The sequence below is a fragment of the Legionella stuttgartensis genome (genome assembly GCF_977063405.2).
On sequence record NZ_CDRUHA020000058.1, the window covers coordinates 20477 to 46382 of the forward strand.

A 25906-nucleotide genomic window follows, 5' to 3' on the forward strand; every position below is an offset into this window, starting at 1 on the left:
CTTAAATACTGCATTGATTATGCTATCAAAAACACTATTTATCAAAAATATACCCAAATTAGGATAGAGACATTTATCAAATTTTTTCCCAATAGAATGGTGACAAGATATGCAAGAGATGGGGCAAAACCTTTGCGGCTCAAGTAACCCACATGAACTTAATGTAAAGTTGCATGCCACAAAGGTAATTTTTGATTTAAGACTGGCCCATTTATTTTAGGTCTGGACCTTTTTTCTCCGTTTCCAATTCCATTTCCTCAAATAACTCCAAACTCTTTCCTCCTGAAAGGTAAGAAACGATTGCCGCTTTATGCTCCTCACTATAATCAAGCTCTTGAGCTACCTTTAGATAGAAATCAAGTTCTATTTTCCCGTATTTTTTAACTTCATCGGGGTCAGGTTTTTTAGTTTGAATCAGATCATAAAACGTATGTAAAACTTGTTTAAACTCAAGTTTTAACTCTGAGGATAATAATTTTTGATCCACATAGAGCGGATTATATTCAATATCCCAGGCAAGCATGTTTTTGCGATTCACTCTCGCGACGCAAGAAGATATATGAGCAGCACTTAAAGTACATTCATTTTCATGACTATAATCGGTAGGCTCACCCGTAGAATTCACCCCCATTGCACCTTCGATATATTTTTGATGGTATAGCTCTTCTTCAGGGATGTTTTCTAAATCCATTACCATTATTTCATAATCTTTAGCCAAACGATTAGCAAAACTTTTCGCCGAAGATAAAGTTCTTGAGGTAGAAATTCCCTTGATATTACCACGTTGATGTTCAAGCATCTCACTTTCTTTTTCTTCAATTCTAAAAGAGCGAGGACTTCTTCCTACCAAACCATGCATTCTTTGGTTGTATTCACAGTCAGCCTCTAATTTTGACATACCTCTAAATGCAAGATTATATGAACGAGGCATAGAAAAGAGACTAAAGAGATTACATTCATGCAACCTCTTGCCAAAAAAAGTACTCGTTGGAAAACAATGCATCTCAATTGTCCACTGCGAACTAAATGTTGTCGGATAAGATTGAGCTCGAGTCCATAAAGATCTACTTGAAGGACCGCCACCTTTTAAATTAGAAGCAAAAATTGTTCTACTGTGCATATTGCACCTTATTTGGATAATAATCGTACTATAAGTGTAGAACAAATAATCTTCAAGTGCATAATTTAATCAAAAGTAGCCACTTTAATTCTTTTTTCTATATAAAGAAATCAATGACACAATAACTTACGCTAGAAATATTTTACGAATAATCTATGTTTTGACTCTAAAGAAATACTTTCCAAATGAAGCGTAAATAATTATTACCTAAAATTGACCTACGAATTTGATGTTTACAGACTAAACCTGTTTGCAAACAAAGGGGGATTGGGCATGTTTGACAGTGGATTTCAGGAGCTTCCCTTCTTATCTTTATTTTTCAACTACATAAAAATAGTAATTGTTGCATATAATGCATGCAAAACTTAAGTGATTTTTGGAATTATTGTGGAACAAAAAAAAGAGTTTTCTTACCGTTTTTTTAATAATGACAATAAAACAGAACGTTCTTTTATCTCAGCGGAAATGGTACGTCCGAATGATGTTTTGCAAGCGATAGAAACTCAATATCATTACCTATGCCAAAAAGAAAATACTTCCGTTGCAAACGGTGGTTCCTACTATTTTACTGGCGAAAATCGCTCTGGCTATCATATAGCCCCCGGGCCCATAACAACATTAACCACCGAACATGTTATCGAAAAGTTATTAAAAGAACACCCTTCCATTAGGGTTCTTGATGTAGGCACAGGTGCTGGTAGTGTTTTGGCTCATTTAAAAAAAACCTATGGTGAGCGCATTGAAGTGAGTGGTATTACCGCGCCGTTTAAGAATATTTATCCCTCTGTTAAAAAGAACATTCTCATCGAAAATGCGGAACACCTTATAGACCATTTCCATAATAAAAAATTTCATTTTATTATGAGTTCATGTACCGTGATGCATTTTATAGATCCGCTCCATTTTCTTAGTCAGGCTTATGAGTGTTTGGAAGATGGAGGCTATTTTTTAACCAACGAATTTTATATTAATGGTATAACAAATGGTGAAAAAAACGCTTTATTAAATTGGTTAGAAAACAATTACCGTGCAAAATTAAGTGGAACTATGCCCCGCGGTCGTAACTTTAACGAAAAAAATGACAATTATGTAAATTATCTTTTAATTAAAAAAGAAAAAAACAAATCCCTAAAATTTCCAATGAATTATCTCTCTTATGATAACGAGCAGGGTGTTGTACATTATTCATCGACTCTTGCACCCATTGATTCACAAGAGAATTCTTCAGAAAAACTCGAACGTGCTTTTTCACTAACCCTATTTAAGTTGATAAAGTTAAAAGAACAAAACGATTTGAATTATAATATTTGGAATGTTTTAGACTTACCTAAAAAACTACTTACAGCTTATTTATCACTACCAAAAACACAACTTGAACAACGATATTTTGCTATTCTAAACAATAAAGAGCATGTAGGAGTAATTCGTTTAACACGAAATACAGAACAACTTATTCAGGTCTTACAATCAAAAAATTCCTGTGAATCTAAGTATCTAGTATTAGAGCTTCATTTAATAGAATGGGCATTAGAAGAAATTGCTGATAGAAATTTGCGTGTTTTTTTGCGTCAAGAAAAAATTATTTGCACTGAAATTGAGATGGATGACTTTCAGGTCTACCAATTTATTAATGGTATTGACCAATCTGTTATTTCCTCATTTCTGTCTTATCTAAATACACAAAAAATACAGGACTTATTAAATAACAATGAAAAGAAAATACTTGAGCAATATACTCATGAGGACTCAGTTTCTATACCAAAAATGATTTAAATAACACTATGCCCGCTTTGAGAATCCCATAATGTTTTATAAAATCCATCCCTCTCAATTAATTCTTGATGCGTACCCATTTCAATAATTTTCCCTTTATCCATCACTACAATATTATCCATAGAGAGTATGGTAGAGAGCCTATGTGCAATTACAATAACCGTTCTATGTCGCATCGCTACTGCCAATGACTCCTGAATCAGTTTTTCTGTGATTGAATCAAGCGAGCTCGTGGCCTCATCTAATATTAATATTGGGGCATCTTTTAATATTGCTCTTGCAATAGCAATGCGTTGACGTTGCCCACCAGATAATTTCAAGCCTCTTTCTCCCACTATGGTGTCATAACCATTGGGTAAATTGATTATGAACTCATGGGCATGGGCTTTTTTAGCAGCATCGATTACCTCCTGGTAACTTGCATCAACTCGTCCATAGAGAATGTTTTCAAAGATTGACCGATGAAATAAGTGGGGTTGTTGGGGAATAAAAGCAATCTGCTCACGTAAACTGTTCCTATTCACTGCTGAAATATTTTGTTGGTCAATTTTTATTTCACCCCTCTTAAGATCAAATAATTGGGTAATTAGCTGTACAATAGTGCTTTTACCCGCCCCACTATAACCAACGAGACCAACTTTAGTACCACCAGGAATCTTAAGACTAAAATCTTTTACTACTAAATTATCATCTTGGTATGCAAAATAAACATCCTGTAACGATACGTCCCCTTTGGATATGTTTAAGGGCGCATCATGAGAAGTTTGCATATGGGCTGTAAAAATTGTTTCAAGTGCACGCTCACAAATACCCGCTTGCTCCCCAATAACTAATAAGTTTTCAGTCAAATACCATATTTGATCAATCACTGTGATTGATAGTATAAAAATAAAAGCAAAGTCCCCAACGGTAATCAACCCTTTATCGCCAAGAAAAATGAGTAGTAAAATGGATGAGCCTTGCAGCAGCCAAGCAAATGTACCCAGTAAAGAAGCATTCATCATGTTCTTAAATTGCATTTTTGTTTCTTTTAAAACAACATCTTTCGTCGTCAAACTTAAATACTCTGATTCATATTGTTCTCTAGCAAACAACAACATATTTAATACATTAGAAAAACAATCAACAATGCTTCCAGTATTTTTCGTTCTAGCTTCCGCAAAGGCCATTGCATAAGGCTTTATGCTATTTGAGCAATAATACGCGATTAAAATAAACATGATGGAAATGAACAAGAAAATCAAACTGAAGTAAGGATTAACGAGACCCGCCATGAGTATAGAAAGAAAAATAGTTAATCCCTGTCTGGCTATATTAAACCAAGAGTTGACTATGTTTTGAATGTTACTTGTTAAATCTGAAATTTTAGCGCTAATCGACCCACTTAGCTGGTCTTGAAAAAAAGCATAGGATTGCTCCCTAAGATGAGCGGTGGTTACAGCAATGATATCCGCTTTCATTTTAGGCAGTGACTTCAGAACAATATAATTATAGAAACGCCAAACAAACGTAATCAGGAACCCTAAAACAATTAGAATAAGTGCGGGCGTTAAAGAAACATCAAGAAATTTTTTCGTTCCAGAATTAGCTATTGCATCCAATAGGATTTTAAGAACATAGGGTTGCAAAACACTATGAATCGATGAGTAAACACCGACTAAGAACATCGCCAAAAACCAAAAGCGATAAGGCTTAGCCATAGTGATAAAAAAACTCCAAAACTTATTCTTTCCCGTAGTAAATTTTTTATCATTTGTATTTTGCATGGGTTGAACCTTATTTAATAACCATTCCTAACATGTTATCCAATCGGATAAATTATACGGTAACTTCCATAGTTGAGATATTGTTCTTATTTAAACTTCTTTATAATAGAAATAGAATGATTTTGTGGTTTGAGAATTAGCCATGAACAAAGACAAAATATAACTGCTATTGAATTTTTCTGAGCAGGTAGAAACATCAGCCCCTAAAGGTCATTAAAAAATATTAAACCAGTTAAATTTTTGCCTTAAATGATACAGACACCTTTCAGTAGCAAGAGGTGTAACCTGATTGCAAGCAATTGATGCTTAACCATAAACGGATTGAGCTTGATCATCATACGGTTCTTTACTTTCATCAAATTGCATTGCATTTGCTTCAGCCCTTTCCTGCGCTCTTCCTTTGTTTAAATCCTCTTTCAATGTTTTAAATGAATTCATTTTTGATTTCGCATCATTAATCTCTTCTGCTAATCGTATGCCTTTTGATACAAGAGCGAGGGTAGTACTGCGTAGTGTTGCATCAGCATATCTTGGATTTTCTGCTATTACAGCCTGTAACGCTTTCTTATCACCATCTTCAAAAAATTGTAATGTTGCCAACAGCACGTTTCTTTTCTGCTTTTGTAAGTCATCTTTTAAATCCATAAAACTGTGACAATGCTTTAGCATGCTTTCTTTTACTTCATCCAACTTAGCATGAAGAACATGGTAATGGGATAAGCCCCCTCCTCTTAAAGAAGCAGTCGAACGGATTTCTGGATGCTTTTGCAAATCCTCACTTTTTTTTACAATTTCATCAACAAAGATATCTTCTGTATCAAAATACGCAATATTTTTGGGCAATTCCTTTTTTAATAAATCATAATAAGTTTGCTCATTGTCTGGTGGCACTTTGGTATGTAAAAGCATAGGGATCTCTGTGCAGCTGAAAAGCAACGAGGTACATTGATTAGCTCTTGCAAATTGTACTGCAAAGTCAACAAATGCTTGACCGCAAGTACGCTCTTCATTGGGCATAGGATCATTTATTTTACCGGCTTTAGCCTGATTGATAATTGTTTGTAAATAGGTTTGAGCCTCTTCTCCTTGAAATACTCTTTTCGCTTGACTAACAATCCTTTGAAAATATGTTCGAGGCTCCAGCCCTTCAACGACTCCAGTAGGTAAAACTGATTCGAGATTTCTATTGTCTAATAAATTAGGATATAACTTTTTTTTAGCCGCATCTGTGGTTCCCAATACTAATACGCGCTCACCCGGTGGACGAGTTTCTGAGCTTACTTTAATTCGGTGCGCAACTTTTATTGTCATATCATCAACATCTCCAAATTTCTTTTTCCCGAGGAGATAATCATTACCAAAATACGATTTATTAGAATGACCTGTGTTGGTAAGAATGTGCAACGAAGTACACGGTATATCTCTTCGAGCACTTTTGTATAAACTTAGATATGAAGTACCATCATGTGCGTGTTTTACATCTCGTGGCGGAGGCATTGAGTACATCACTCCGGAAAAATTTGCCATGTTCTCCGCAATCGTTTCTCTTGTCCCTTTGTTCCATGGAGTTTCGCCAACCTTACCCATCCGCCGTACCAGATTTTCCAAAGCTGTTGCATCAGATAATGGTCCTGTACCTCCAGCCATCCCCACATCAGCAGGAGACTTCTCACCTTTACGCTTATTCCCTATGATATCCAGGCAAATTAAAGGTCGATCTTGTTCTTCGGGACGTATCTTGGCAATTTCCACCTGGAGGGCTTTGTAATAATCAACATATTCAGGCGGGAAATTTTTGAATAAAGCGATGGTATTGCGCCCCAAAGCTAATACATCTGGCATTATAGCTTGGGCCCATACTTCAGGATCAGGTGATTTATCATTTGGAGGATCGAAAGAGATATATTTAGGATGAGGCATGATCAATCCTTAAACACAATGCTTTATTTTTAAATATAGGCCAGGTTTTCCTTTGTGCAAAGTAAAATTCTGAATTGAGTGAGGAGTAAAACCCCAAATCATTGGGAAATAATTCGAGCATTTTTTTGCAGTTGAATTTCGCATTCCTCTACAGTTAAGGGAGGAGAGTAATAAAATCCTTGTATAGTATCAATATTTTGCTCACGCAAAAGCTCAAGTTGTAATTCATTCTCAACGCCTTCAGCAATAACTTTAATATTTAATTTGTGAGCAATCGTTACAATGGCTTTGATAATTGTTTGATCTAAATAATCATGGTGGCAATTATTAATAAACGCTTTATCTATTTTTATTTTTTTAATAGGTAAGTTTTTTAAATAGGATAAACTGGAGTAACCAGTACCAAAGTCATCAATCACTAAATGAACACCCATTTTTTTTAGTGCATTAATTTCATTATATAGTCTCTGACTGTATTCGATAAAAATCGACTCAGTAATTTCTAATTCAATCCATGACGCTTTGAGATTATTTTCTGCTAACGCATCAGCAATTTTCTTACTCAATGAATGCTGAATAAACTGGATTGTCGAAATATTGATTGCGATAGGTCCTGAGAGAATTTTTTTATCCTGCCAAACTTTTGCTTGCTGGCATACAGTTTTAATTACCCACTCACTTATTGGAATCAAAAGTGGGCTTTGCTCTAAACTTTGAATAAATGTTGATGCTTTGAGGATCCCTTGTTCCGGATGATTCCAACGTAATAAGGATTCAAGCCCTATAATTTCCCCAGTCGATATATCATGAAAAGGTTGATACATTATAAAAAATTCTTGTTTATCATAAGCACGCTGAAATTCTTTACTTACGCCATACGTGTGTTGATATTCTCTATATAATTCCATTGAATAATAATGAAATTGATTTCTGCCTTTGGCTTTTGCCTGATACAGTGCAGTATCAGCTAACTTAAGTAGGGTTTCTATATCTGTTCCATCATGAGGAAAGATACTGATCCCCATGCTGTATCCAATTTGAATTAAATGGTCATCAATAGGAACTGGTTTTGAAATTTCATTGAATAATTGTTCAACTATAACAGTGACCTGTTCCTTTGAAGTAATATTATCCAGTATTACGGTAAATTCATCACCACCGATACGCGCTGCAATATCACATTCACGTAAACATGCATTAATGGTTTTTGCAACATGAATCAGAAGTTTATCTCCATTATCATGTCCTAAGGTATCATTAATCACCTTAAAATAATCGACATCTATAAATAATAATGCAATTTTTTCACGAGGATGCTTCGCTTTCTTGCTGATTTGTTGAAACATTTCATACAACATATTCCGGTTTGCCAATCCGGTTAAGGGATCATGTGTGGCTTGATAATAAAGTTTGGCATTTTCAAGTGATATCATTGCTTGTGAGGCCAATAATTGAAGGCTATCCAAATGACTGGGTGTAAAGGTATGACTGTTACTATTGTTTTCTAAATACAACATTCGAAACAGCTGTCCCTTATAAAATAAAGGCATCATTAGAAGCGAACGGGGATTTCCTTGCTGAATATATTCATCTTGGTAAGTCAGTTCAGATTGAGTTGCATCGTTTAAAATAATTGGTTTTTGTGTTCTTTGAACATAATTCAAAATAGAAGATGGATATTTTGAAGTAACTTGGCTCTCTATAGACTCATTAAGATAAATAATTTGTTGTTCTAAATTGCCTTCTGCTTCAACAACCCATTGTCCATTATCTTTTGTTAAAATAATACTTCGTTGTGCACCTGAATTTTCTAATACAATCACTAAAAGTTTTTGCAGCAACTTATCCAAACGAATTTCACTCGAGATTAGCTGAGTGAATTTTAAAATAGCCAACATATCAATTGAGTGTGTCTTTGCTTTAGATTGAGGTGAATTTATAGGGAGCATTTCACTAGGACCAAAATGCTCGAAGGTAATTGCCTGATAGGATTGTTCCAATAGCTTAAGCTTCGTATTTGCTCCCCAATCTTTAAAATATTGATGGGCATTATCTAGATAAATCTTTGCCATTCGCTTGATATTAAACCTAAAGCAATAAAAACTAGCACGTTCACTTGCAATGGCAGCAAGCAATATTAATCCACTGGAAAGGGCTGCTTCTATTGCCTGTTCGTAAAAAGAAAGCGTTTTCTCATGCTCTTGCTTCAATAAAGAAAACTCTGCAGCAAAAAGCAGTGAATGAGCTTTAAAATTATTGGGACACCAAGTTGCATATTTTTTGATAAACTGGTCCAGTTTTTTTAATTTTTTTAAATAAGCTTGATGCTTTGCCTTAGGGACATGAGGGAATTGACACAGTAACGATAAAGCATAGAAAAATTTACCATCAAAATGACTTATTATACCTTTATCATATTCCGCATACAGTTCATGCTTACTCCCTGCTTTTATTGCTTCAGAAAAATTACCCAGTAAAAAATGCAGTAAAGTTAATGAACTATAAAAAAAGCTTAATTCTGTTTTATTCTTGCCTCTAAGAATACTTTCTTCAAAAAGCGAGAGTTGCTTAATCTTTGTAAGACCAGGTTGTTCCAAACATTGAGTTATGTAATCCCAAAATTTTGCCACATTAATAAAATCAGAAATTTTAACCCGCGAGATAAATGACAGAGAAGATTGTATGTTTTTTTTAATCTCACCGAGGTTTTTACCTATAGAAAAAGAAAGGAGCACTAAGGTTAAGCTACTGTAGTTACTATATACTAAATCACCTACCTCACAGCAAAGCCTAAATGCTTTATTAAGCGTACTATTACATACATCAAGTGACTCTTGGTACGGTTCGATAAAGCTTCCAATTACAAATTGATTTTTACCTTCGAAATGTGAAGCACCGTATTTTTGTTTTAATCGGTTATAAAAGGCAACAAAGGAGATTGCATCGTTATAAAGATTTAATGAATGCATGATAATAAGTGCATACACAGGAATGGACATTGAAGTACTTTCAGTATAACCGTACTTTAAGCTTAAACTTATATTCTTGCTGGTAAGGATGACAAATAGCTGCTGATTCGTAATAAATGCGCTATTGAGTAATTGCGTAATTAAATCAACAATTGCTATTTGTTTTGGGTCTTTCATTAAAGGTAAATCTAATTGTTCGACATTGGTGTTTCTTAGTTGAAATTTTATTTTATAAATAGCAAGTAAAATATGAATTAAATTTGGTTTCTTCGGTAGTTTCACACCAAAATTTCGTAAGGTATTTAACCCCATTTTCAATGCTTCGGTGTGTTTACCCAAAGTAGATAGCATCTCGATTTTTAAGCGATAAATTTCAATTTTATCAAGCGCACTATGTGCATGTTTTAATAATTCGGAAAAATATTTATCTGCGGTGTCGAAATCACCAATTAAATACTTACATACAGCCAATTCTTTATAAATCTGAAATACCAGACTATAATTTTTTGCCCAATTATTAGGCTTTAATAATGCAATACCAGCTGAGAGATATTCATTAACAGTAGAGTATGCGGATGAGCGCTTTGCTTTTTGACCCGCCCATAAATTATATTGGGCTAATTGTAACCTTTCATTTGAATCCTTGATCAAAGAAATACTTTGATTAAAATGCTTCAGAACATCAAATAATCGCTCATCATCCTCCACTAAAGGTTTATCCTTTAACAATAATCTACCTATTTTCAAATGAATATGGGGTCTCTCTTGTACATCAATGAGCTCATAAGTTGCTTGTTGAATCCTGTCGTGAGCAAATTTATAACGAAGCGAATTCATATCAAGATCGATAACCTCTTCGTTTAATCCTATCAAGCCCATTGTTTTATAACTTTCTTCGAGTGGATAAATTAAGTTTACATTAATTGCTTGGCCCAATTGTTCCGCGATTTTACTTATAGATTGATTATTTACCAATTGTAAGGTTTTAAAATCAAATTGATGTCCACAACACGAGACCAGCTTTAAAATTTCTTGCGTAGAAATAGGAAGTAAATGAATTTTAGCGGTTAATAAATCAATTACATTATCTGTGACGCTTTGTTGCTGAATTTTAAAGAAATCCCATTCCCAAGCTCCGTGTGGATAAGAAAAAGTAAGTAAATTCTGCTGATAAATCGATTTAAGAAATTCATTAATAAAAAATGGATTACCGTGGGTTTTATCAAAAATACATTGAGCAAGTTCTTGGATCTGCTCTCGTGAGCCAGACAACGTATGGTGCAGCAATTCTTGAATATTATTTAGCTGTAGTGGTTGTAAGGTTATTGTGCTTATATCAACTTTATTTTTATTTAAGTTATTGATACTCAGGTGTAAGGAATGATTTTCATTGACTTCATTATCGCGATAAGCCCCAATCATAAGCAAATAATTTGTTTCGCGATCTTGTAATAAATTCTCGATAAAATTTAGTGAAGAATTATCTGCCCATTGTAAATCATCCAAAAACATAACCAAGGGATGCTCCGATTGAGCAAATACACGCACGAAATTTTGAAATACTAAATTAAAACGAATTTGTGCTTCTGTTGGATTTAAAGAACGCACTGGAGGCTGCTTTCCTATGATTAGCTCAACCTCAGGGATCACATCGATAACAACTTGACCTACATTTCCTAACGAATAAATAAGAAGTTTTTTTATTTTTTCTAATCTTTTTTCACTTTCCGAGAGTATTTGCTTCACTAAATTCTTAAAGGCAGTAACAATTGCACTATAGGGGGTACTTCGTTGCAAGAAATCAAATTTACCTTGAATATAATAGCCCCGATGTTGAACAATAGGTTTATAAATCTCTTTCACCAGAGAAGTTTTTCCAATCCCTGAATAACCAGCAATGAAGACAATTTCTTTGTTACCTTTACGCACTCGATTAAATGATTTGATTAATTCATGTACCTGTGGTTCTCGACCATATAAATTACGTGAGATGCTCAGATGATCATGAATATCTTTTGCTCCTAGTAAAAATTCACTGTTTATTCCTTTTAATTGCCACTGGTTAAAACATTCTTGAAGATCTGATTTTAATCCGATAATACTTGAATAACGTTCCTCTGGCATTTTTTCTAATAGCTTGTCGATAATTGCCGAAAGCATTTTAGGCACATCCTGTCTAACTTGTACTACCGATGGTGGCTTTTTAGCGATGTGGCAATGGACTAACTCAAGAGTATCCATAGTCTGAAAGGGTAATTGATTGGTCAACATTTCATAAAATGTGATCCCCAACGAATAAAAATCAGTCCGATAATCAACAGGACGGTTAATACGTCCAGTTAATTCCGGTGAAATATAGGCCAAATCTTCAGATTCACTCAAGGACAAATAATCAAACGTTTCTTCGGAAAGTTTTGTGGAAGCACTTAAATCAACGAGTTTAAGTGTCAACTGTTCCGGATCAATAACAATATTGGATGGCTTAATTTCTTTATGAATAATATGACGCTGATGTAACTCTCCAATAATATCAATAAGTTGTAGCGCCAGACTAAAAAAATCACTCATAGTTAATCGATGTGTAAGGAGATAGGAAGTTAATAACTCTCCTTTTACATCCTCAAGAATTAAAACAGGCGAATAAGTATTTTGCAGGAAATCATAAGCCTTAATAATAGTAGGTGCTTCGATCGCTTTCAGGAGATGATACTCATGTTGCAAAATGATTAAATTTTCGGAGCTTCCATGAAGTTTATTTGGCGTTTTAAGTAAAACTTTACATCCATCTTTTAGCCTTAGCGCATGAAAGGTATCAATATTATGGTTATACCGCATTTTTTCTTGTAATGCATATCCGGATATAGAAATCATTTATGTCCTTTACAATCATTAGACAAAAGCGATTCAATGCAAAACAAAGAATGCATCAATATCTTTAAGTATAGAAGAGATTAAAAAATCCAAGGGCTCTCCTAAAATCATAAGGTTACGTAGCTAGGTATAAGACGTGAAAAACTCCAGTTTGATAGAACATATGAATTGAACAAGAGGACCTGATAGAGAAGGCAATTGCGCGTAAAGTAGAATGTTATGAGATGGGACGGATAAATCTTCTAAATTTGAAATTTAAGTGAACAACCTAAACTAATAAACAAATAATTTTTAAAAATCAAAATAAACTATCCGCTCAAGTGTAATCTATTGTAAATAGCAAACTTTTGATAAAAGGGACATTATGCTAATAGAGGCTTTTGTATTTTTTGGGTATAGCCATTCTCATGGCCATTTACAGATTTAAAGGAAGTAATCCTGCACTTATCCTTATAGCAAAAATCATTTTAGATTTTTTCCCTGGCTGCTTTTTTATATTACTGGTGCACGTTCCTAGTTCCGCGCCGCCAAATCCCAATCAGCAAAATAATCTTCCGCTATGAGGCCATGTAAGAAATGCATGTTACAATTTTTATTTATTTCCTGGTGGAAATTAACACGCCAATTGCATTGCCGAAAATCACCAGGATTGAAAAGATGAATATATAAATTACTTCGATCATGATAAATGATCCAATTTTTCCAAGAAAAAATAAATAAATAAATTGGCCAAGAATAATCCCAAGATAGGAGGACAAAAACATGGCGTTACACATCAATCCAATAACTAATCCATAACAAAATAGACAAAAATAATACAAAATGATGCTTTGCATCAATTCTTTATTGAGAATTGAATTAAAAAATAACCACAAACCGAGTCCAACAGAAAATCCCACTATAAGATGCAAAACGATTTTCTTCAAAATTTATAGTCCATTTTCTTAATGTAACGATTGCACTCATCAAGGAATAAAAATGATCCATTTCGAGTTCATCCAGATGCCGAGACTAAAGTGCTTTTTTAGCCAACCGATTTAAAATATGTTTGGGGAGCAGGAGCCAATAATGACCTTCGTTTTTCATATGTTCACCTAAAAACGTGGCAAACTTTCCTGAACCCCAATAAATATCGCCTCGCATAAATCCACGAATTGCACCACCTGTATCTTGAGCGATCATAAGGCGTTGGAATTGTTTTTCACTCGTTTGATCTTTACCTGGTCGTTTCGTATCCAACCAAAGAGGAGCACCAAGCGGAATCCATTTTTTGTCTACAGCCAAAGAATATCCCGGTGTAAGAGCCATTCCCTGAGCGCCAAGAGCCATGGGTTCCTTTAAATCCTCAAAAAAGACAAAGGACTTATTTTTTTGAATAATCGATTTGGCTTTTTCAGGATGGTTTTCTAAATAGCGTATAATCGCCGTTTTAGATGCATTATGCCGAGTCATAATCCCTTTATTAATCATCACTTTCGCAATCGATGTGTAAGGTGCGCCATTTTCACCTGCATACCCTAGGTATATATTTTCACCATTAGGTAATTGAATTACACCAGAGCCTTCTATCTCTAAGAAAAGCCGTTCAGCGGGGCTGTGGATCCATGCAATTACCCGTGCCTTTTTCTTAAGGGCTCCATTATCAATTTGCTCGCGGGTATAGGAAGTTGAATATCTACCCTTTGGTAAACCATAAATAGGCGTATTATATTTGGTGCTTTTGGTTAAATTCCCTTTGATTTTGGGCATGTAATAGCCCGTAAATAAACCATGAACTGGTTTTTTTTGGGCAAACTCAATTGGACGAAACCACTTCTCAAAAAATTCTTTTGCTGAGTCGTCTGAAACTGAATCCAGAGCCAAAGCCGCCTTACATGCCGGATGCCAATCTCGAGCTTTCAATTTAATGTGTTGTGTCTGGATCGTATGAGATGGGGACTGTTTTAAAAACGTCTCACATGATTTCTGAAAAGCGATTAAAGATTTTTTAACATCTGCAGTATCCCAGCCTGGTAATTCCTCAAACGATACCTTTGTTAAAGCAATATTATGGCTCTTCATAATAACCTTTCTTGGAGTGTGCTTAGGCCGAGAGCTTTCTCTCGCATGAGCAACTACTTTATGAGCACCCTTAGATGTCATATTTGCTAGTTTTCCAGCACTCTGATGTGGGCTACTATTTTTTGCCGTAGAGTTCCTTACAGGTTCGGTATTAATAGCTTCTTGTTTAAGACTAAGTGGCTTTTCATAAACCTTTGATTTCTTATAAAGCGACAGTCCGACCAAACCGAATATAAGGCAACTAATACAGATTATTGTGTAACTTAATTTCCTACTCATAGTTGCGCAAGGTTTACATAAGATGAAATTGAAATCAACACTTTTTAGACTTTTTAGATTAAAATAAGACCAATTTAATACAAATTAATTCTATTTTTATTATAAAAGAACAGAAAAAGACCTTAAAGGAAGGATAAAACTCATCACGGATTAGTTTAATATAAGTACATTCTGGACTATATTAGACCAGCATGATGCCTTAAGATTTGACATTTTCTACTGTGGCAAACCACAGATTAATGCCTTCAACTAATGTAGGATGGGCAAACATTACATCTCGAAGTTTTTGATACGTTATACCTAATTCCATAGCCAATTGGATTACTCCAAGGATTTCACCGGCCTCAGCACAAAAAATAGAAACACCTAAAATATGATCGGTTTTTGCATCAATAACAGCCTTTAAAATACCGGTTGTTTCCCCTTGTGTTTTTGCTCGAGGAATAACCGCAGCAGGAATTTTTGCTATCTTTATAGAGTACCCTTGGGCAAGGGCTTGTATTTCTGTCATACCAATACGAGCAAGTTCCGGATCGAGGAATACGGTATAAGGAATGAGCCGTCCTCGAATCGAATGCTTATCTTGTGGATTTTGGAGATTATGTTTGACTAAACGATAATCATCTAAGGATAAGTGTGTAAATTGGGCTCCCCCCTTTACATCACCTAAAGCCCAGATCCCTTTAGTAGTTGTTTCAAGGTACTCATTTACTTTGATAAAACCACGCTCATCAAGCTCCACACCTGTTTTATCTAAATTTAATCCTGCTGTATTCGGGAGACGACCAACAGCAATTAACACATCACTACCACGAATCAGCTCAGAAGTTCCATTCCGATTCGCATGGATCACTATGTCACCATGATCTTCTTGAATACTATTGATTTTAGTATTCAGTGAACAATGAATTCCTTCTTTAGTTAATGTATCTAGAACCTGTTCAGCAATATCTCTGTCTTCACGCCCCAAAAACTTACTATCCGCTTCTATCAATGTGACATCAGATCCTAAACGACGAAATAACTGGGCAAACTCTAAACCAATATACCCCCCGCCCACTATTAGCAAATGCTTAGGAACACGATCAACATTCATTAAACTGTCATTAGTATAATATTTAATTTTATCAAGACCAGGTATGGAGGGAACAAAAGGTAAAGCCCCTGTATTAATAAAAATCTGATCGGCAGTAATTTCCACTACTTTTTGATTATCTCGAGGCGATGATAAACTCACTTCAATTGTCTTAGGTCCAACAAAATGCCCCCGCCCTAACATGAGATCCATTCCAGAATCTAAAAATTGTTTTAAATTAGCCTCTCGCATCGCATTCACAATTGCATCTTTGCGAGCACGTACCGCTTTAAAGTCAATAGGTGCCAGGCTAGCTTCTAAACCATAAGCTGTTGCAGAACGACAATAGTGGGCTATCTTAGCAGATTGTACGAGTGTTTTTGTCGGGATACATGCCACATTGATACAAGTACCACCAATTTGGTTGTCTTCCACCATGGCAACTCTTCGACCCGCTTTTGCTAAATCGATAGCTAGTGTTTTACCACCCTTGCCTCCACCTAAAACGATCACATCATATTTTAAGGTCATAATTCTTTCCTAAATTGCTTTAATTAAAATACATACATTACTAAATTATATTGTCTTATTTTGAAATCTCTATCTTGGGCTTGATATTTGATTGAATAGACATATTGTTTAGTTCCTTAAAAACTTTTTTAAGCGGTACATCTGAAACTTTAAAAACCCTGAAAAGGGAAAACTTAAAACCGTAATAGTAGTCATGTAAATAGCGAGAAAAATACATAAAATAATAAGAAATAAGTGTCCTTTTAAATTGGTTTCTAGAGAATAGATGCCAATTATAAAAAAAGCACCCATAAAGATGATTAGGTACCAAGCAGTGGGAATTGGTGAATGAAGCATATTCAAACGAAAATTACGATATTCTATTGCTTGGTTGAGTGATGAAACCGCATTATTGTAATAGGTAGAAACAGGACCGGCAGGCTTAAACTTCAAAAGTTCATCATACAACTTATCACTTGCTTCTTGCGTTTTCTGACATTCATGTCCCCGAGACATGGCGACTAATTCATCATTTAAAATAGAGGATATATATTGAGTCAAGTTATGTACAATGCCTTGATGAGCCTCAGGAGAAAAAGCACGGGAACTTTCACCAATAATATATAATTGGATCGCTTCAGTAGTAACAAATTCAACAGACTTTTGCTTATATCTATAATGAGATACTATGCGACTAAAAAAGGCAAAAACCAGTAGATAAAAAAGAAATATGAACGTGGGAAAACAATTATTAATCAAACTATAGAGCATTGTAAACTCCTGTAAATAAATTAACCACCATTACGGGATTGCTTATTTAATAGTTATCGTAATGCATCAAAGATGAAAATTCTTATTTTTAATTCTAGCCATAAAATAAACGAATCGCTTCATTACTTGCTGATTTTTTTAATATAATTTGGGCATAGAAACTGAGATTATTAAATCATTGAGAAAAAGAACCCTTAAAGACATGAAGCATGTTACTCACATATGCTCCTGTCTACAGAGGACGAGGTGGTAAGCCGACATATTCTGAAATAAATCTGGACTCGGTTTTTTCATCGATACAGGGTAAGAGTTTATGTGCTTATTACGAAAGTACATTGCTTAGACTACTTGGCTTTTATGCCATAATTAAAAGAATTAATTATGGCATTATGGCTATTAGTCACCCTTCTCCAGAGCAAAATTTCCGGTTAGATTGATGGTGCTTATTCCAAAAGAATTGCTACTCGAATTCGTAGTAGAGGACGAGTTATTATTATTAAAATTAAATGTAGAAACGTAACGAAAATCTAGCCCAATAGTAGTGAAATCGTCGATATAATAATTAAATCCAATAATGCCTTGTGCTGCAAAGCCAAAACTTGAGGTATCGAAGCTTTCGTTGACGATTGGTGAACAAGTCCCCAAGGCAATGCATTGGTCATTACTTTGAAATACAGCATGGTTCAAAATATCAGCGCCTCCCACACCCACCCCCAGATAGGGAACAAAACTCACATTAGGGTCAGAAGATAGGAAATCATAAAACGCATTGAAAAATCCATATAATCCTATAGTATAACCATTAAATCCTAAGCCAGTATTAACAACTTCAGCAGGACATACTCCTTCAGGGCCTAAAACGGCAGGACTTATAAGTGTACAGGAGCCCGCACTTAATTGACCGTAATTATTGATATTAAACAGAAACTCGCCCTCTAATCGGAAGTTCTGTATTTTGTATCCAAGAGAAGTTCCCAATCCACCACCAACCGGCCCTAATTGTACTGTTCCTACAGTTCCTAGAGTAGGGAGTTGGGTCAGTGAAAAACCAAGATCAAGGTTTGTAGCATGACTCACCTGCCCCAGTAACCCCAAATATAACCCCTGAACCGGTTCCCAACAGAACGCACTGCTACTTGCCGCCAAACCCAATATAAATCCAAATTTAATTATCTGTCTCATTCTATATCCTATACTAATCCAAAGGACAAAGTGCGATGTTTTCTACTCAAGTTGAAAAGGCTATATGAAAACATACTTCCCATGCAAATTTTTTATTTAAAGATGTTGGCAGCTACCTCGAAAACTCTTCTTTGAGCAGAAAATTTATCTTGGAATAACTTAAGCCCTTCTTCACGCATCTTCAGTGCAAATTCAGTAAAATACACATTTAAGGACTCTCTATCTTCCAATTGATATTGAACTGTTAATTGCTCCTGATTTGTGTTCTCATTTTCAGGTTTTAAAATACTTGCTTGAATAAAGCCTGGAAGTTGAAGCATTTCTTTGACATGCTTTTTTAGCCATAATTGAAATTGAGGATAAATATCTCCATCAATGGCCAAATTTACTTCGTAGATAACCATACTCTTTCCTAAATTAAGCTCGAAATTAAAGCAACATAAAGACTCATCGCGTTTAGGTCAATACGAAGGTTACAATTAAATTGAATGTTAATCCAGTAAATCAAACAGCTTAAGAAATAAAATTTTTTTTGTGCTATTCTTTTGAAAAACAATGGATTCATAATTAAAGCCATGTAGTAACCAATTGCCCAGAATCGTAAACCCTCGTGTTTTTTAACACGACCATTCTGTTAATCTAGTTATATTCATCGACAATAGATAAGCCAAACAAGTTTCAAAAGTACAGCGTATTCAAAAATAGATTTTCAAAAAGCCCTAACTACATCACAAGTTGACGTAAGCTTTAGTGAGCCTGGCATAGGCATTATTTTATTTTCAGGAAAAATAACACGAAATCCAGGCTCCAAAATTTGTCCCAACGGATTCAATGAAATTTCCGATACCCGAACTTCAGCTCGTCTTTGCACTAATAAATGGTACATTAACAGTACATTTTCGCTATTTTGTAGTTTCAACCGGCAATGCTGTAGATATCTCTTGGCTTTTTGCTGATAAAACTCAGCATTTTTTTGTGGTGAGCTAAGGTTTTTAAGTAATTTTTTAGCAGCCCAAACCTCTGATTGGCTGAGATTTTTAATGAAGACTTCCCGCCAATTAGAAATAACTGTATTAGGGAGCAACTGCAAAAGACCACAGCGTGCTGATGAAAATACTGGATTAGTCCTATCTACATCTAAGACATCCAACATAAATTTTTGATCGATGATCCCATGTTGTATTAAATTATCGATTGCTAATTGGTCTGATTGAGCCTTAACTGGAGTGAGCCATGCGTGATCTGCATCATTCAAATCGGTTTCAGGAAAATAACTACCTCCTGTATTTAATGCAGCGTTATAAGAAGCCCTAGGTATTGAAATAACTTGTTCTTCTTCAGTCTGTAGCACGCGTGGATCAAGAAAAAACTCAACAGGAATATTCACTTCAGCATGCATTGCATGGTTAGGAAAAAAATCGGACATCAAATTGAGTTCAACGGGGCAAAATAGAGGTCGAAGCAGTTCCTGTAATGAGGGCGATTTTTTTGGATACACCGTCTTACTACGATTCAATTTTTTAAGACCAGTTAGGACGTTTTTCGCTAACTCCTCTGAAGAAACAAGGGTTTCCAAAATTTCTTGTAATGAAGCGTCAGGTTGTCTTCCACCAAAATCCAGCCCTCTAATTGGCTCCCACCAATCATTATGTGGTTTAGCTAGCTCTTTCATAATGGGACCTCCTGCACCGTGACAACCGGAACAGCGCAGTCTATTGCCAAATTTTGGATGTTGTGGATCAGGTTGGCGATGAAGTAACTCATTGTCGGCAAAGATATCTGATGAATCTCCTCGATAAAACCATTGACCTTGGATGCCATCACCACGTAATTCATAGAAATTAAATACTTCCTTTTGGGGATCCCACGCCAATGCTTCAACCATCAATGAATTTTTTTCCGGATTTTGATCTGCGATTAACTCATCTTCTGGATTAACTGCTGTAAAATGACCAAAGAAAAAGTCTCCTGCCTCAATAGATAAATGCTCATCTAATGTTTTAAATTCTCCCAAGACCATTTCAAATAAACTAAAGCTACCTTGATTGGGATTATGAAATCCCCGATTTGCTACCAACGTAGTTTCCAATTTCAAACCCGAGCTCTTGAGAAGCTGGCGCAATGCAAAAACATTTTTGGGGCATGAGACATCAGATAAAAGTAAAATCCCTAGTGCATCATGGGTACGTCCTGCAGTTTCCCCAGATGAATTTATGAGGGAACAGGCTGCAAAAGTAGGCTGAAACCAAAACACTACAATCAAGGAAAGCGGAGCTAAAAAATAATATAATCCTTTTTTCACAATGGTATTCCTAGGTTACTTTGCAAAAATTGTTAACAAATGAAAACTCCACTTTTATATTACTAGAGAAGAGGAAGTTGATTTTTGAACCAAGAACCATTTTGCAATTCATAGTTCATACGTGAACCTTTTAAGAAATCATTTTTATTAATTTTCAGAATTTGCCAGACATGTGGAATAACCTCCATGATTCCAAAAGATAAAGGGATTCCATCTGACGTTTCGGAGTTGCTTAAATAATAATTTCGCCAATATTCGTCCAAATAATTTTGCCAATATAAACTAGCTACTGGAAGATTGCTCTGACTTGTATCTAATCGCACGCTCCCCTCTACAATAATTTGGCCAAATTCCGGATTTACCAAACAAATGCTTACATTAGAACAATGATTTAAATGGCTCCATTTCGGTGAACGAGTATCGGTTAGAAAAATAAATGAACCCTTAGGAGTAAAATGATAAAGATCCATAGTTCTAACATAGGGTTTTTGGTTCATGACCGTAGTTACTTGAGCAAATACCCTATTTCTAGGAAAAGAAAACCACTGGCGTAAATAATGTTCAACGGTATGAATCAGTTCTGCTGAGTCGATAAGCATAAATTTCTTTTAATTCAAAATAAAAACACATCATAAAAACAAATACTCAATCAGTCAAAAATCCGCTTAACCCACTGAAAGATAATCAAAAACACAGTCAGGCCAAAATAAATGCACTTTTTACAAAAACTACTATACTTTTAAAACTTGGACGAACAGGAATTGAGTGATATGGATACCATTCAATTAGCACTAGATGTACGTTTTAAAAGGACTATTCAAAATTCGCACCGATTTTTTTTCAAACAACAGGACTTATTAGATGTAACCCACACCTTACTTTTTTCATATTCGGAGTGGCTCAGAAAAATTAATACAACTCTTAATAAAAGGGATGTAATACATCAAAATGAGCAAAAAAATAATGAGTTCAAATTTTTAATCAAATTCAACTTATTATTTTTTCTGACAGTTACAAGACAATTTAATGTCATTGAGCAATTATTTAAAACGCGATCCTTTACACAGAAGCAGTGTCATTCAATTGTTTTAGCTAAAAAAATAGACCGTAAAGCAAAACAAAAGAAAAGAAATCGCTTAACAGCATTATTTGCACCAAAGATTAGAACCTACAACCTGGAAAAAAAGAAACATGACGCTCATGATTTATCAGATATGAATCAGATAAAAATGTTTATGCAATTGTCACCTAAACTCAAGATAAAAAAAATAAAAACACCTGTAGAGGAGTTGGAACAATTGATGCCCGAGTACCATGAGGATGAATTGTGCATAGAAAAACCACATCTTTCATCAGCAGGACATACTAATTTAACTTTCTTTGCGAAATGTACAAAACAATCTATATATATAAAAAATCGTCCTTTTATGGCTCAGCGCCTTACTTTCTTCTCATCATCACCTCAATACAAACATAGAAGCACGAAGCAATGTTCACCAAGCTATAATTTAAACGAACAAAAAATAGAAAATAATATGAGGATTTGTAGTTAAAAGGGACTTACTTGTATGTTTGTTGCAGTTTTACTGCAACAAACCTATCTGTAGAACTAGAATGATTACAGCTTTAAACCGCACATTTAATGCACTCGATCCCACCCATATAGGGTCTTAAAGCCATTGGGATATGAATAGCTCCTTCTTTATCTTGATAATTTTCCATCAAAGCAACTAATGTTCTACCTACAGCAAGTCCAGAGCCATTTAGCGTATGAACCAACTCGATTTCGCGGGTTTGTTCATGTCTGTAACGCGCTTTCATGCGGCGTGCTTGAAACGATTCCATATTTGAACAAGAAGAGATTTCTCGATAGGTATTTTGACTGGGTAACCAAACTTCCAAATCATAAGTCTTTGCAGAGCTGGAACCCATATCCCCCGTACAAAGAGTCATCACTCGATAGGGTAGTTCTAAACGTTGCAAGATTGTTTCTGCATGATTAACCAATTGTTCCAAAGCGGCATAAGAATCTTCAGGTTTTGTAATCCAAACCAGCTCCACTTTTTCAAACTGATGCTGTCGGATCATTCCTTTAGTATCTTTACCATAAGAACCCGCTTCACTACGAAAACATGGCGAATGGCAGGCATATCGAATAGGCAAAACAGGTTCTTCCAAAAGAGCATCGCGAACTGTATTCGTTACAGGAATTTCTGATGTAGAAATCAAATAATATCCCTGATCCCCAGTTAATTTAAATAAATCTTCTTCGAATTTTGGTAATTGTCCTGTTCCCAACAAGCTATCTGCATTGACAATGTAGGGCACATAAATTTCTTGGTAACCATGTTGTTGCGTATGGATATCCAACATAAATTGGATCAATGCTCGATGTAACCTTGCCAATTGATTTTTCATAACTACAAAACGACTACCAGTCAATTTCGCAGCTAAGGAAAAGTCCATTTGGCCTAAACTATCACCCAATTCATCATGAGATTTAACCTGAAAATCAAAAGTTGGAATTTTACCCCAGCGTCTCACTTCCTGATTATGCTGCTCGTCTTCACCAACAGGAACAGATTCATGAGGTATATTAGGCAACCTTAAAGCAATTGCTTCAATTTGCTGTAACAAGCCATCCAACTCATTTTTCTTTTCATCTAACTCTTTAGCAAGACGATTCATATCTTCGCGCATTGGCTCAATATTCTCTCCGCGAGATTTAGCCTCACCAATAGCTTTAGAACGTGAATTACGTTCATTCTGCAATGCTTGTGTTGCAACTTGTAACGCCTTACGTTTTTCTTCTAAAGCAGTAAAAGATGAAACATCAAATTTAAAACCTCGCTTTAATAATTGCGTAGCGACAAATTGCGGATCATCGCGTAATAATTGAATGTCTAGCATAAAATATCACTCTACCTTATTAACCTACTCAGTTTACCTAACAATTCCACGGGTGGATTGATTTAAAGCATCGATCATCAGAACTACTTCAGGACATTCATTTTGCATCAACTCTAATTCAGCAACCGCTTGTTGTACTGTTAATCCCTTACGGAAAATTATTTTGTATGCACGTCGTAAGCCATCGATCGCTTCAGAAGAAAATCCTCGTCGACGTAATCCTACTGTATTAATACCACATGCAGATGTGGTATCTCCGGAAATCATGAGGTAAGGGAGCACATCTTTGGCTACATAAGAAGCTCTAGCAATAAAGGCATAGGAACCCACATGACAAAATTGATGTACTGCGGCATAACCTCCAATATTGGCATAATCACCAACCGTTACATGCCCTGACAACGCAGCATAGCTAACCAAAATAATTTGATTGCCAATCATACAATCATGACCTACATGGGAATAAGCCATAAAGAAGTTCTTGTTACCTATACGGGTAACTCCACCCCCTTTAACAGTTCCTCGGCTAATCATACAATATTCACGAATGATATTATCATCACCGATTTCTAATCGGGTTGGTTCACTTTTATAAGTAATGTCTTGTGGCGCATCGCCTACTGAAGCAAATTGGAAAATTTTATTATTTTTTCCAATTGTTGTTGGCCCCTCAATTACTACATAAGGACCAATCCAGGTGTTTTCACCGATTTCCACATCAGCCCCGATTACACTGCCAGGACCTACTGATACCCCTTTAGCTAATTTTGCAGTGGGGTGAATTATCGCTCGTTCATCTATCACTTTAGAATTTCCTTTGCAGCACTTAATAAATCCGCGGAACAGGCCAACTTATCACCCACATAAGCTTCGCCATGCACACGCCAAAATTCTCTTTTTCTGGCTAATATTTTTACTTCCAAGCGTAGCTGGTCACCCGGAGTAACTACATGTTTAAATTTTGCATTATCTATACCCGCAAAAAAATGCAAAATACCATAATTTTCTTCGGGTGTTTGAGATAATCCTGCTAAAAGTCCACTAGCTTGTGCCAACGCTTCCAGCATTAAAACTCCTGGCATAATTGGATTCTCTGGGAAATGACCAGAAAAATAATTCTCGTTAATTGTGACATTTTTTATAGCCGTCAAACAATCAAATGGGGTGTAATCTAATACCCTGTCTATCAAAATCATTGGATAGCGGTGGGGCAATATACTAAAAATCTGTTTTATATCTACAGGTTCACTCATACACAGTTTCTCGCTTAAATAAGTATGCTTAGCATGGTCCAAAAGTGAGGTCAAAAAAAAAACCATTATCCTAATTTAGAGGGTTCAAATCAATTGCTAATGTTAAAAACTTACTCTTCGTCCATTCTGCTTAACTTTTTCTCTAGGGCACCAAGCTTAACTATATAATCATCCAATCGTCGAAATCGTGCTGCATTACGACGCCAACGCCGGTGTTCATGTACTAAAGTTCCAGAGGAATAAATTCCAGATTTGGCAAGCGATTTACTTACTGTCGACATACCTGTGATTACTATGTCATCGGCCAAATGGACATGAGCCGCGATGCAACTAGCACCACCAATAATACAATCTGCACCAATTTGGGCATAAGCACCTACAGCAGCACATCCAGCAATGATTGTATTTTTACCAACCAATACGTCATGTGCAATCTGGACTAAATTATCAATACAGACCCCTTCTCCCAAATAAGTATCGCTTAAAGAACCTCGATCAATTACCGTATTAGATCCTACATGCACATCATTTGCAATAATTACAGCACCAACACTATATCCTTGTTGCCAGCGCCCTTGCTCCTTTAAATAATTGAAAGGAGAGGCACCAATGGCACAGCCAGAATTTATAACCACATAGTCACCTAACTGACAACCGGAATGGATTACCACTTCATGACCAATCTTACTGTACGCACCAATTCGGACTGAAGATTCAATAACAGCATTTGCTCCTATTGTAACTCCATCAGCAATTTGAGCATCTGCTCCAATTACACTGTACGCACCTATTGATACATCGTGACCTAATTGAACCGATGGATGAATTATAGCTGTAGAATCAATCCCAGATCTTGGAAACATGGGAGGAGATAAAAGCTGGGTAGCTTGTATCATCGCACGTAAAGGATGAGAAACGACGATACAATTTCCTCGATACAAATGCTGATGTTCGGCTCTGAGTAAGACCGCCCCAGCGGATGTAGTATCTAGAGCTTGACGCACTACAGAGTTATCGTAATAAGCAACATCCTGTAATGTAGCTCGGCTAAGGGAAGCAAAACAAAAAATGGCGTGATCCGCATTTCCATGCCACACGCCATCTAAATGATTTGCAAGTTCTACTAAAGTCAGCAAGTTGACAT

At 35.7% G+C, this 25906-nt stretch carries 18 protein-coding genes; 2 read left to right on the forward strand and 16 right to left on the reverse strand.

All coding sequences use genetic code 11. The features are described 5' to 3' along the window. Positions 1-211: 211 nt before the first annotated feature. A complete protein-coding gene (locus ACWTEW_RS16890; protein ID WP_454782829.1) occupies positions 212-1120 on the reverse strand; it encodes a hypothetical protein in 909 nt (302 codons plus the stop codon). 387 nt (positions 1121-1507) lie between these two features. Between ACWTEW_RS16890 and ACWTEW_RS16895 the strand changes: the two genes are divergently transcribed. Further along, positions 1508-2893, forward strand: coding sequence for a methyltransferase domain-containing protein (locus ACWTEW_RS16895; protein ID WP_454782830.1), 1386 nt, complete (start codon positions 1508-1510; stop codon positions 2891-2893). On the opposite strand, the gene ACWTEW_RS16900 is transcribed toward ACWTEW_RS16895, so the two are convergent. The 11 genes from ACWTEW_RS16900 to ACWTEW_RS16950 form a co-directional block, all read right to left on the reverse strand. Beyond that, on the reverse strand, positions 2890-4659 hold the full coding sequence (locus ACWTEW_RS16900; RefSeq protein ID WP_454782831.1) for an ABC transporter ATP-binding protein: 1770 nt from the start codon (positions 4657-4659) through the stop codon (positions 2890-2892). The two genes, ACWTEW_RS16895 and ACWTEW_RS16900, sit on opposite strands and share 4 nt — an antisense overlap. Positions 4660-4965: 306 nt before the next feature. Further along, positions 4966-6579 (reverse strand): hypothetical protein, encoded by a 1614-nt coding sequence (locus ACWTEW_RS16905; protein ID WP_454782832.1) that lies wholly within the window; start codon positions 6577-6579, stop codon positions 4966-4968. Positions 6580-6677: 98 nt separating this feature from the next. After that, complete coding sequence (locus ACWTEW_RS16910) at positions 6678-12419, reverse strand: EAL domain-containing protein (RefSeq protein WP_454782833.1); 5742 nt, start codon at positions 12417-12419, stop codon at positions 6678-6680. 596 nt (positions 12420-13015) lie between these two features. After that, complete coding sequence (locus ACWTEW_RS16915) at positions 13016-13345, reverse strand: hypothetical protein (RefSeq protein ID WP_454782834.1); 330 nt, start codon at positions 13343-13345, stop codon at positions 13016-13018. Positions 13346-13430: 85 nt separating this feature from the next. After that, entirely contained in the window at positions 13431-14759 is a 1329-nt protein-coding gene (gene mltA, locus ACWTEW_RS16920; RefSeq protein WP_454782835.1) for a murein transglycosylase A, read from the reverse strand. A 199-nt stretch (positions 14760-14958) separates the two neighbouring features. Next, positions 14959-16365 carry a mercuric reductase gene (locus ACWTEW_RS16925; protein ID WP_454782836.1) on the reverse strand — a complete coding sequence of 469 codons (1407 nt, stop codon included), beginning with the start codon at positions 16363-16365 and terminating at the stop codon, positions 14959-14961. Positions 16366-16473: 108 nt separating this feature from the next. Next, positions 16474-17115 carry a bestrophin-like domain gene (locus ACWTEW_RS16930; protein WP_454782837.1) on the reverse strand — a complete coding sequence of 214 codons (642 nt, stop codon included), beginning with the start codon at positions 17113-17115 and terminating at the stop codon, positions 16474-16476. Positions 17116-17511: 396 nt separating this feature from the next. Further along, positions 17512-18297: an outer membrane beta-barrel protein gene (locus ACWTEW_RS16935; protein WP_454782838.1), complete on the reverse strand. Its 786-nt coding sequence runs from the start codon at positions 18295-18297 to the stop codon at positions 17512-17514. A gap of 92 nt (positions 18298-18389) precedes the next feature. Continuing rightward, positions 18390-18701 (reverse strand): DUF4286 family protein, encoded by a 312-nt coding sequence (locus ACWTEW_RS16940; protein ID WP_454782839.1) that lies wholly within the window; start codon positions 18699-18701, stop codon positions 18390-18392. 305 nt (positions 18702-19006) lie between these two features. Next, positions 19007-20599 (reverse strand): hypothetical protein, encoded by a 1593-nt coding sequence (locus tag ACWTEW_RS16945; RefSeq protein ID WP_454782840.1) that lies wholly within the window; start codon positions 20597-20599, stop codon positions 19007-19009. A 62-nt stretch (positions 20600-20661) separates the two neighbouring features. After that, the gene (locus ACWTEW_RS16950) at positions 20662-21198 is read right to left on the reverse strand and encodes a pyridoxamine 5'-phosphate oxidase family protein (RefSeq protein WP_454782841.1); all 537 of its coding nucleotides are present in this window, start codon (positions 21196-21198) and stop codon (positions 20662-20664) included. A gap of 171 nt (positions 21199-21369) precedes the next feature. Here ACWTEW_RS16950 and ACWTEW_RS16955 point away from each other — a divergent pair, with 171 nt between their 5' ends. Next, on the forward strand, positions 21370-22152 hold the full coding sequence (locus ACWTEW_RS16955; RefSeq protein ID WP_454782842.1) for a hypothetical protein: 783 nt from the start codon (positions 21370-21372) through the stop codon (positions 22150-22152). Between the two features lie 73 nt (positions 22153-22225). Here the strand turns inward: ACWTEW_RS16955 and serS are convergent, their stop codons facing one another. The 4 genes from serS to lpxD form a co-directional block, all read right to left on the reverse strand. Then, positions 22226-23509, reverse strand: coding sequence for a serine--tRNA ligase (serS, locus tag ACWTEW_RS16960; RefSeq protein ID WP_454782843.1), 1284 nt, complete (start codon positions 23507-23509; stop codon positions 22226-22228). A gap of 33 nt (positions 23510-23542) precedes the next feature. After that, a complete protein-coding gene (lpxA, locus tag ACWTEW_RS16965) occupies positions 23543-24313 on the reverse strand; it encodes an acyl-ACP--UDP-N-acetylglucosamine O-acyltransferase (protein WP_454782844.1) in 771 nt (256 codons plus the stop codon). After that, positions 24310-24762 (reverse strand): 3-hydroxyacyl-ACP dehydratase FabZ, encoded by a 453-nt coding sequence (fabZ, locus tag ACWTEW_RS16970; protein ID WP_454782845.1) that lies wholly within the window; start codon positions 24760-24762, stop codon positions 24310-24312. Before fabZ ends, lpxA begins: the two co-directional genes overlap by 4 nt. Before the next feature lie 110 nt (positions 24763-24872). Then, on the reverse strand, positions 24873-25898 hold the full coding sequence (gene lpxD, locus ACWTEW_RS16975) for a UDP-3-O-(3-hydroxymyristoyl)glucosamine N-acyltransferase (RefSeq protein ID WP_454782846.1): 1026 nt from the start codon (positions 25896-25898) through the stop codon (positions 24873-24875). Positions 25899-25906 lie beyond the last annotated feature (8 nt).

What these genes read in the sequence shown, in the direction of transcription:
- ACWTEW_RS16890 (WP_454782829.1), bottom strand. Translation starts at nt 1,120, where the DNA reads ATGCACAGTAGAACAATTTTTGCTTCTAATTTAAAAGGTGGCGGTCCT.
- ACWTEW_RS16930 (WP_454782837.1), bottom strand. Translation starts at nt 17,115, where the DNA reads ATGCTCTATAGTTTGATTAATAATTGTTTTCCCACGTTCATATTTCTT.
- ACWTEW_RS16955 (WP_454782842.1), top strand. Translation starts at nt 21,370, where the DNA reads ATGGATACCATTCAATTAGCACTAGATGTACGTTTTAAAAGGACTATT.
- fabZ (WP_454782845.1), bottom strand. Translation starts at nt 24,762, where the DNA reads ATGAGTGAACCTGTAGATATAAAACAGATTTTTAGTATATTGCCCCAC.
- ACWTEW_RS16940 (WP_454782839.1), bottom strand. Translation starts at nt 18,701, where the DNA reads ATGGTTATCTACGAAGTAAATTTGGCCATTGATGGAGATATTTATCCT.
- serS (WP_454782843.1), bottom strand. Translation starts at nt 23,509, where the DNA reads ATGCTAGACATTCAATTATTACGCGATGATCCGCAATTTGTCGCTACG.
- mltA (WP_454782835.1), bottom strand. Translation starts at nt 14,759, where the DNA reads ATGAGTAGGAAATTAAGTTACACAATAATCTGTATTAGTTGCCTTATA.
- ACWTEW_RS16905 (WP_454782832.1), bottom strand. Translation starts at nt 6,579, where the DNA reads ATGCCTCATCCTAAATATATCTCTTTCGATCCTCCAAATGATAAATCA.
- ACWTEW_RS16935 (WP_454782838.1), bottom strand. Translation starts at nt 18,297, where the DNA reads ATGAGACAGATAATTAAATTTGGATTTATATTGGGTTTGGCGGCAAGT.
- ACWTEW_RS16925 (WP_454782836.1), bottom strand. Translation starts at nt 16,365, where the DNA reads ATGACCTTAAAATATGATGTGATCGTTTTAGGTGGAGGCAAGGGTGGT.
- ACWTEW_RS16910 (WP_454782833.1), bottom strand. Translation starts at nt 12,419, where the DNA reads ATGATTTCTATATCCGGATATGCATTACAAGAAAAAATGCGGTATAAC.
- ACWTEW_RS16900 (WP_454782831.1), bottom strand. Translation starts at nt 4,659, where the DNA reads ATGCAAAATACAAATGATAAAAAATTTACTACGGGAAAGAATAAGTTT.
- ACWTEW_RS16950 (WP_454782841.1), bottom strand. Translation starts at nt 21,198, where the DNA reads ATGCTTATCGACTCAGCAGAACTGATTCATACCGTTGAACATTATTTA.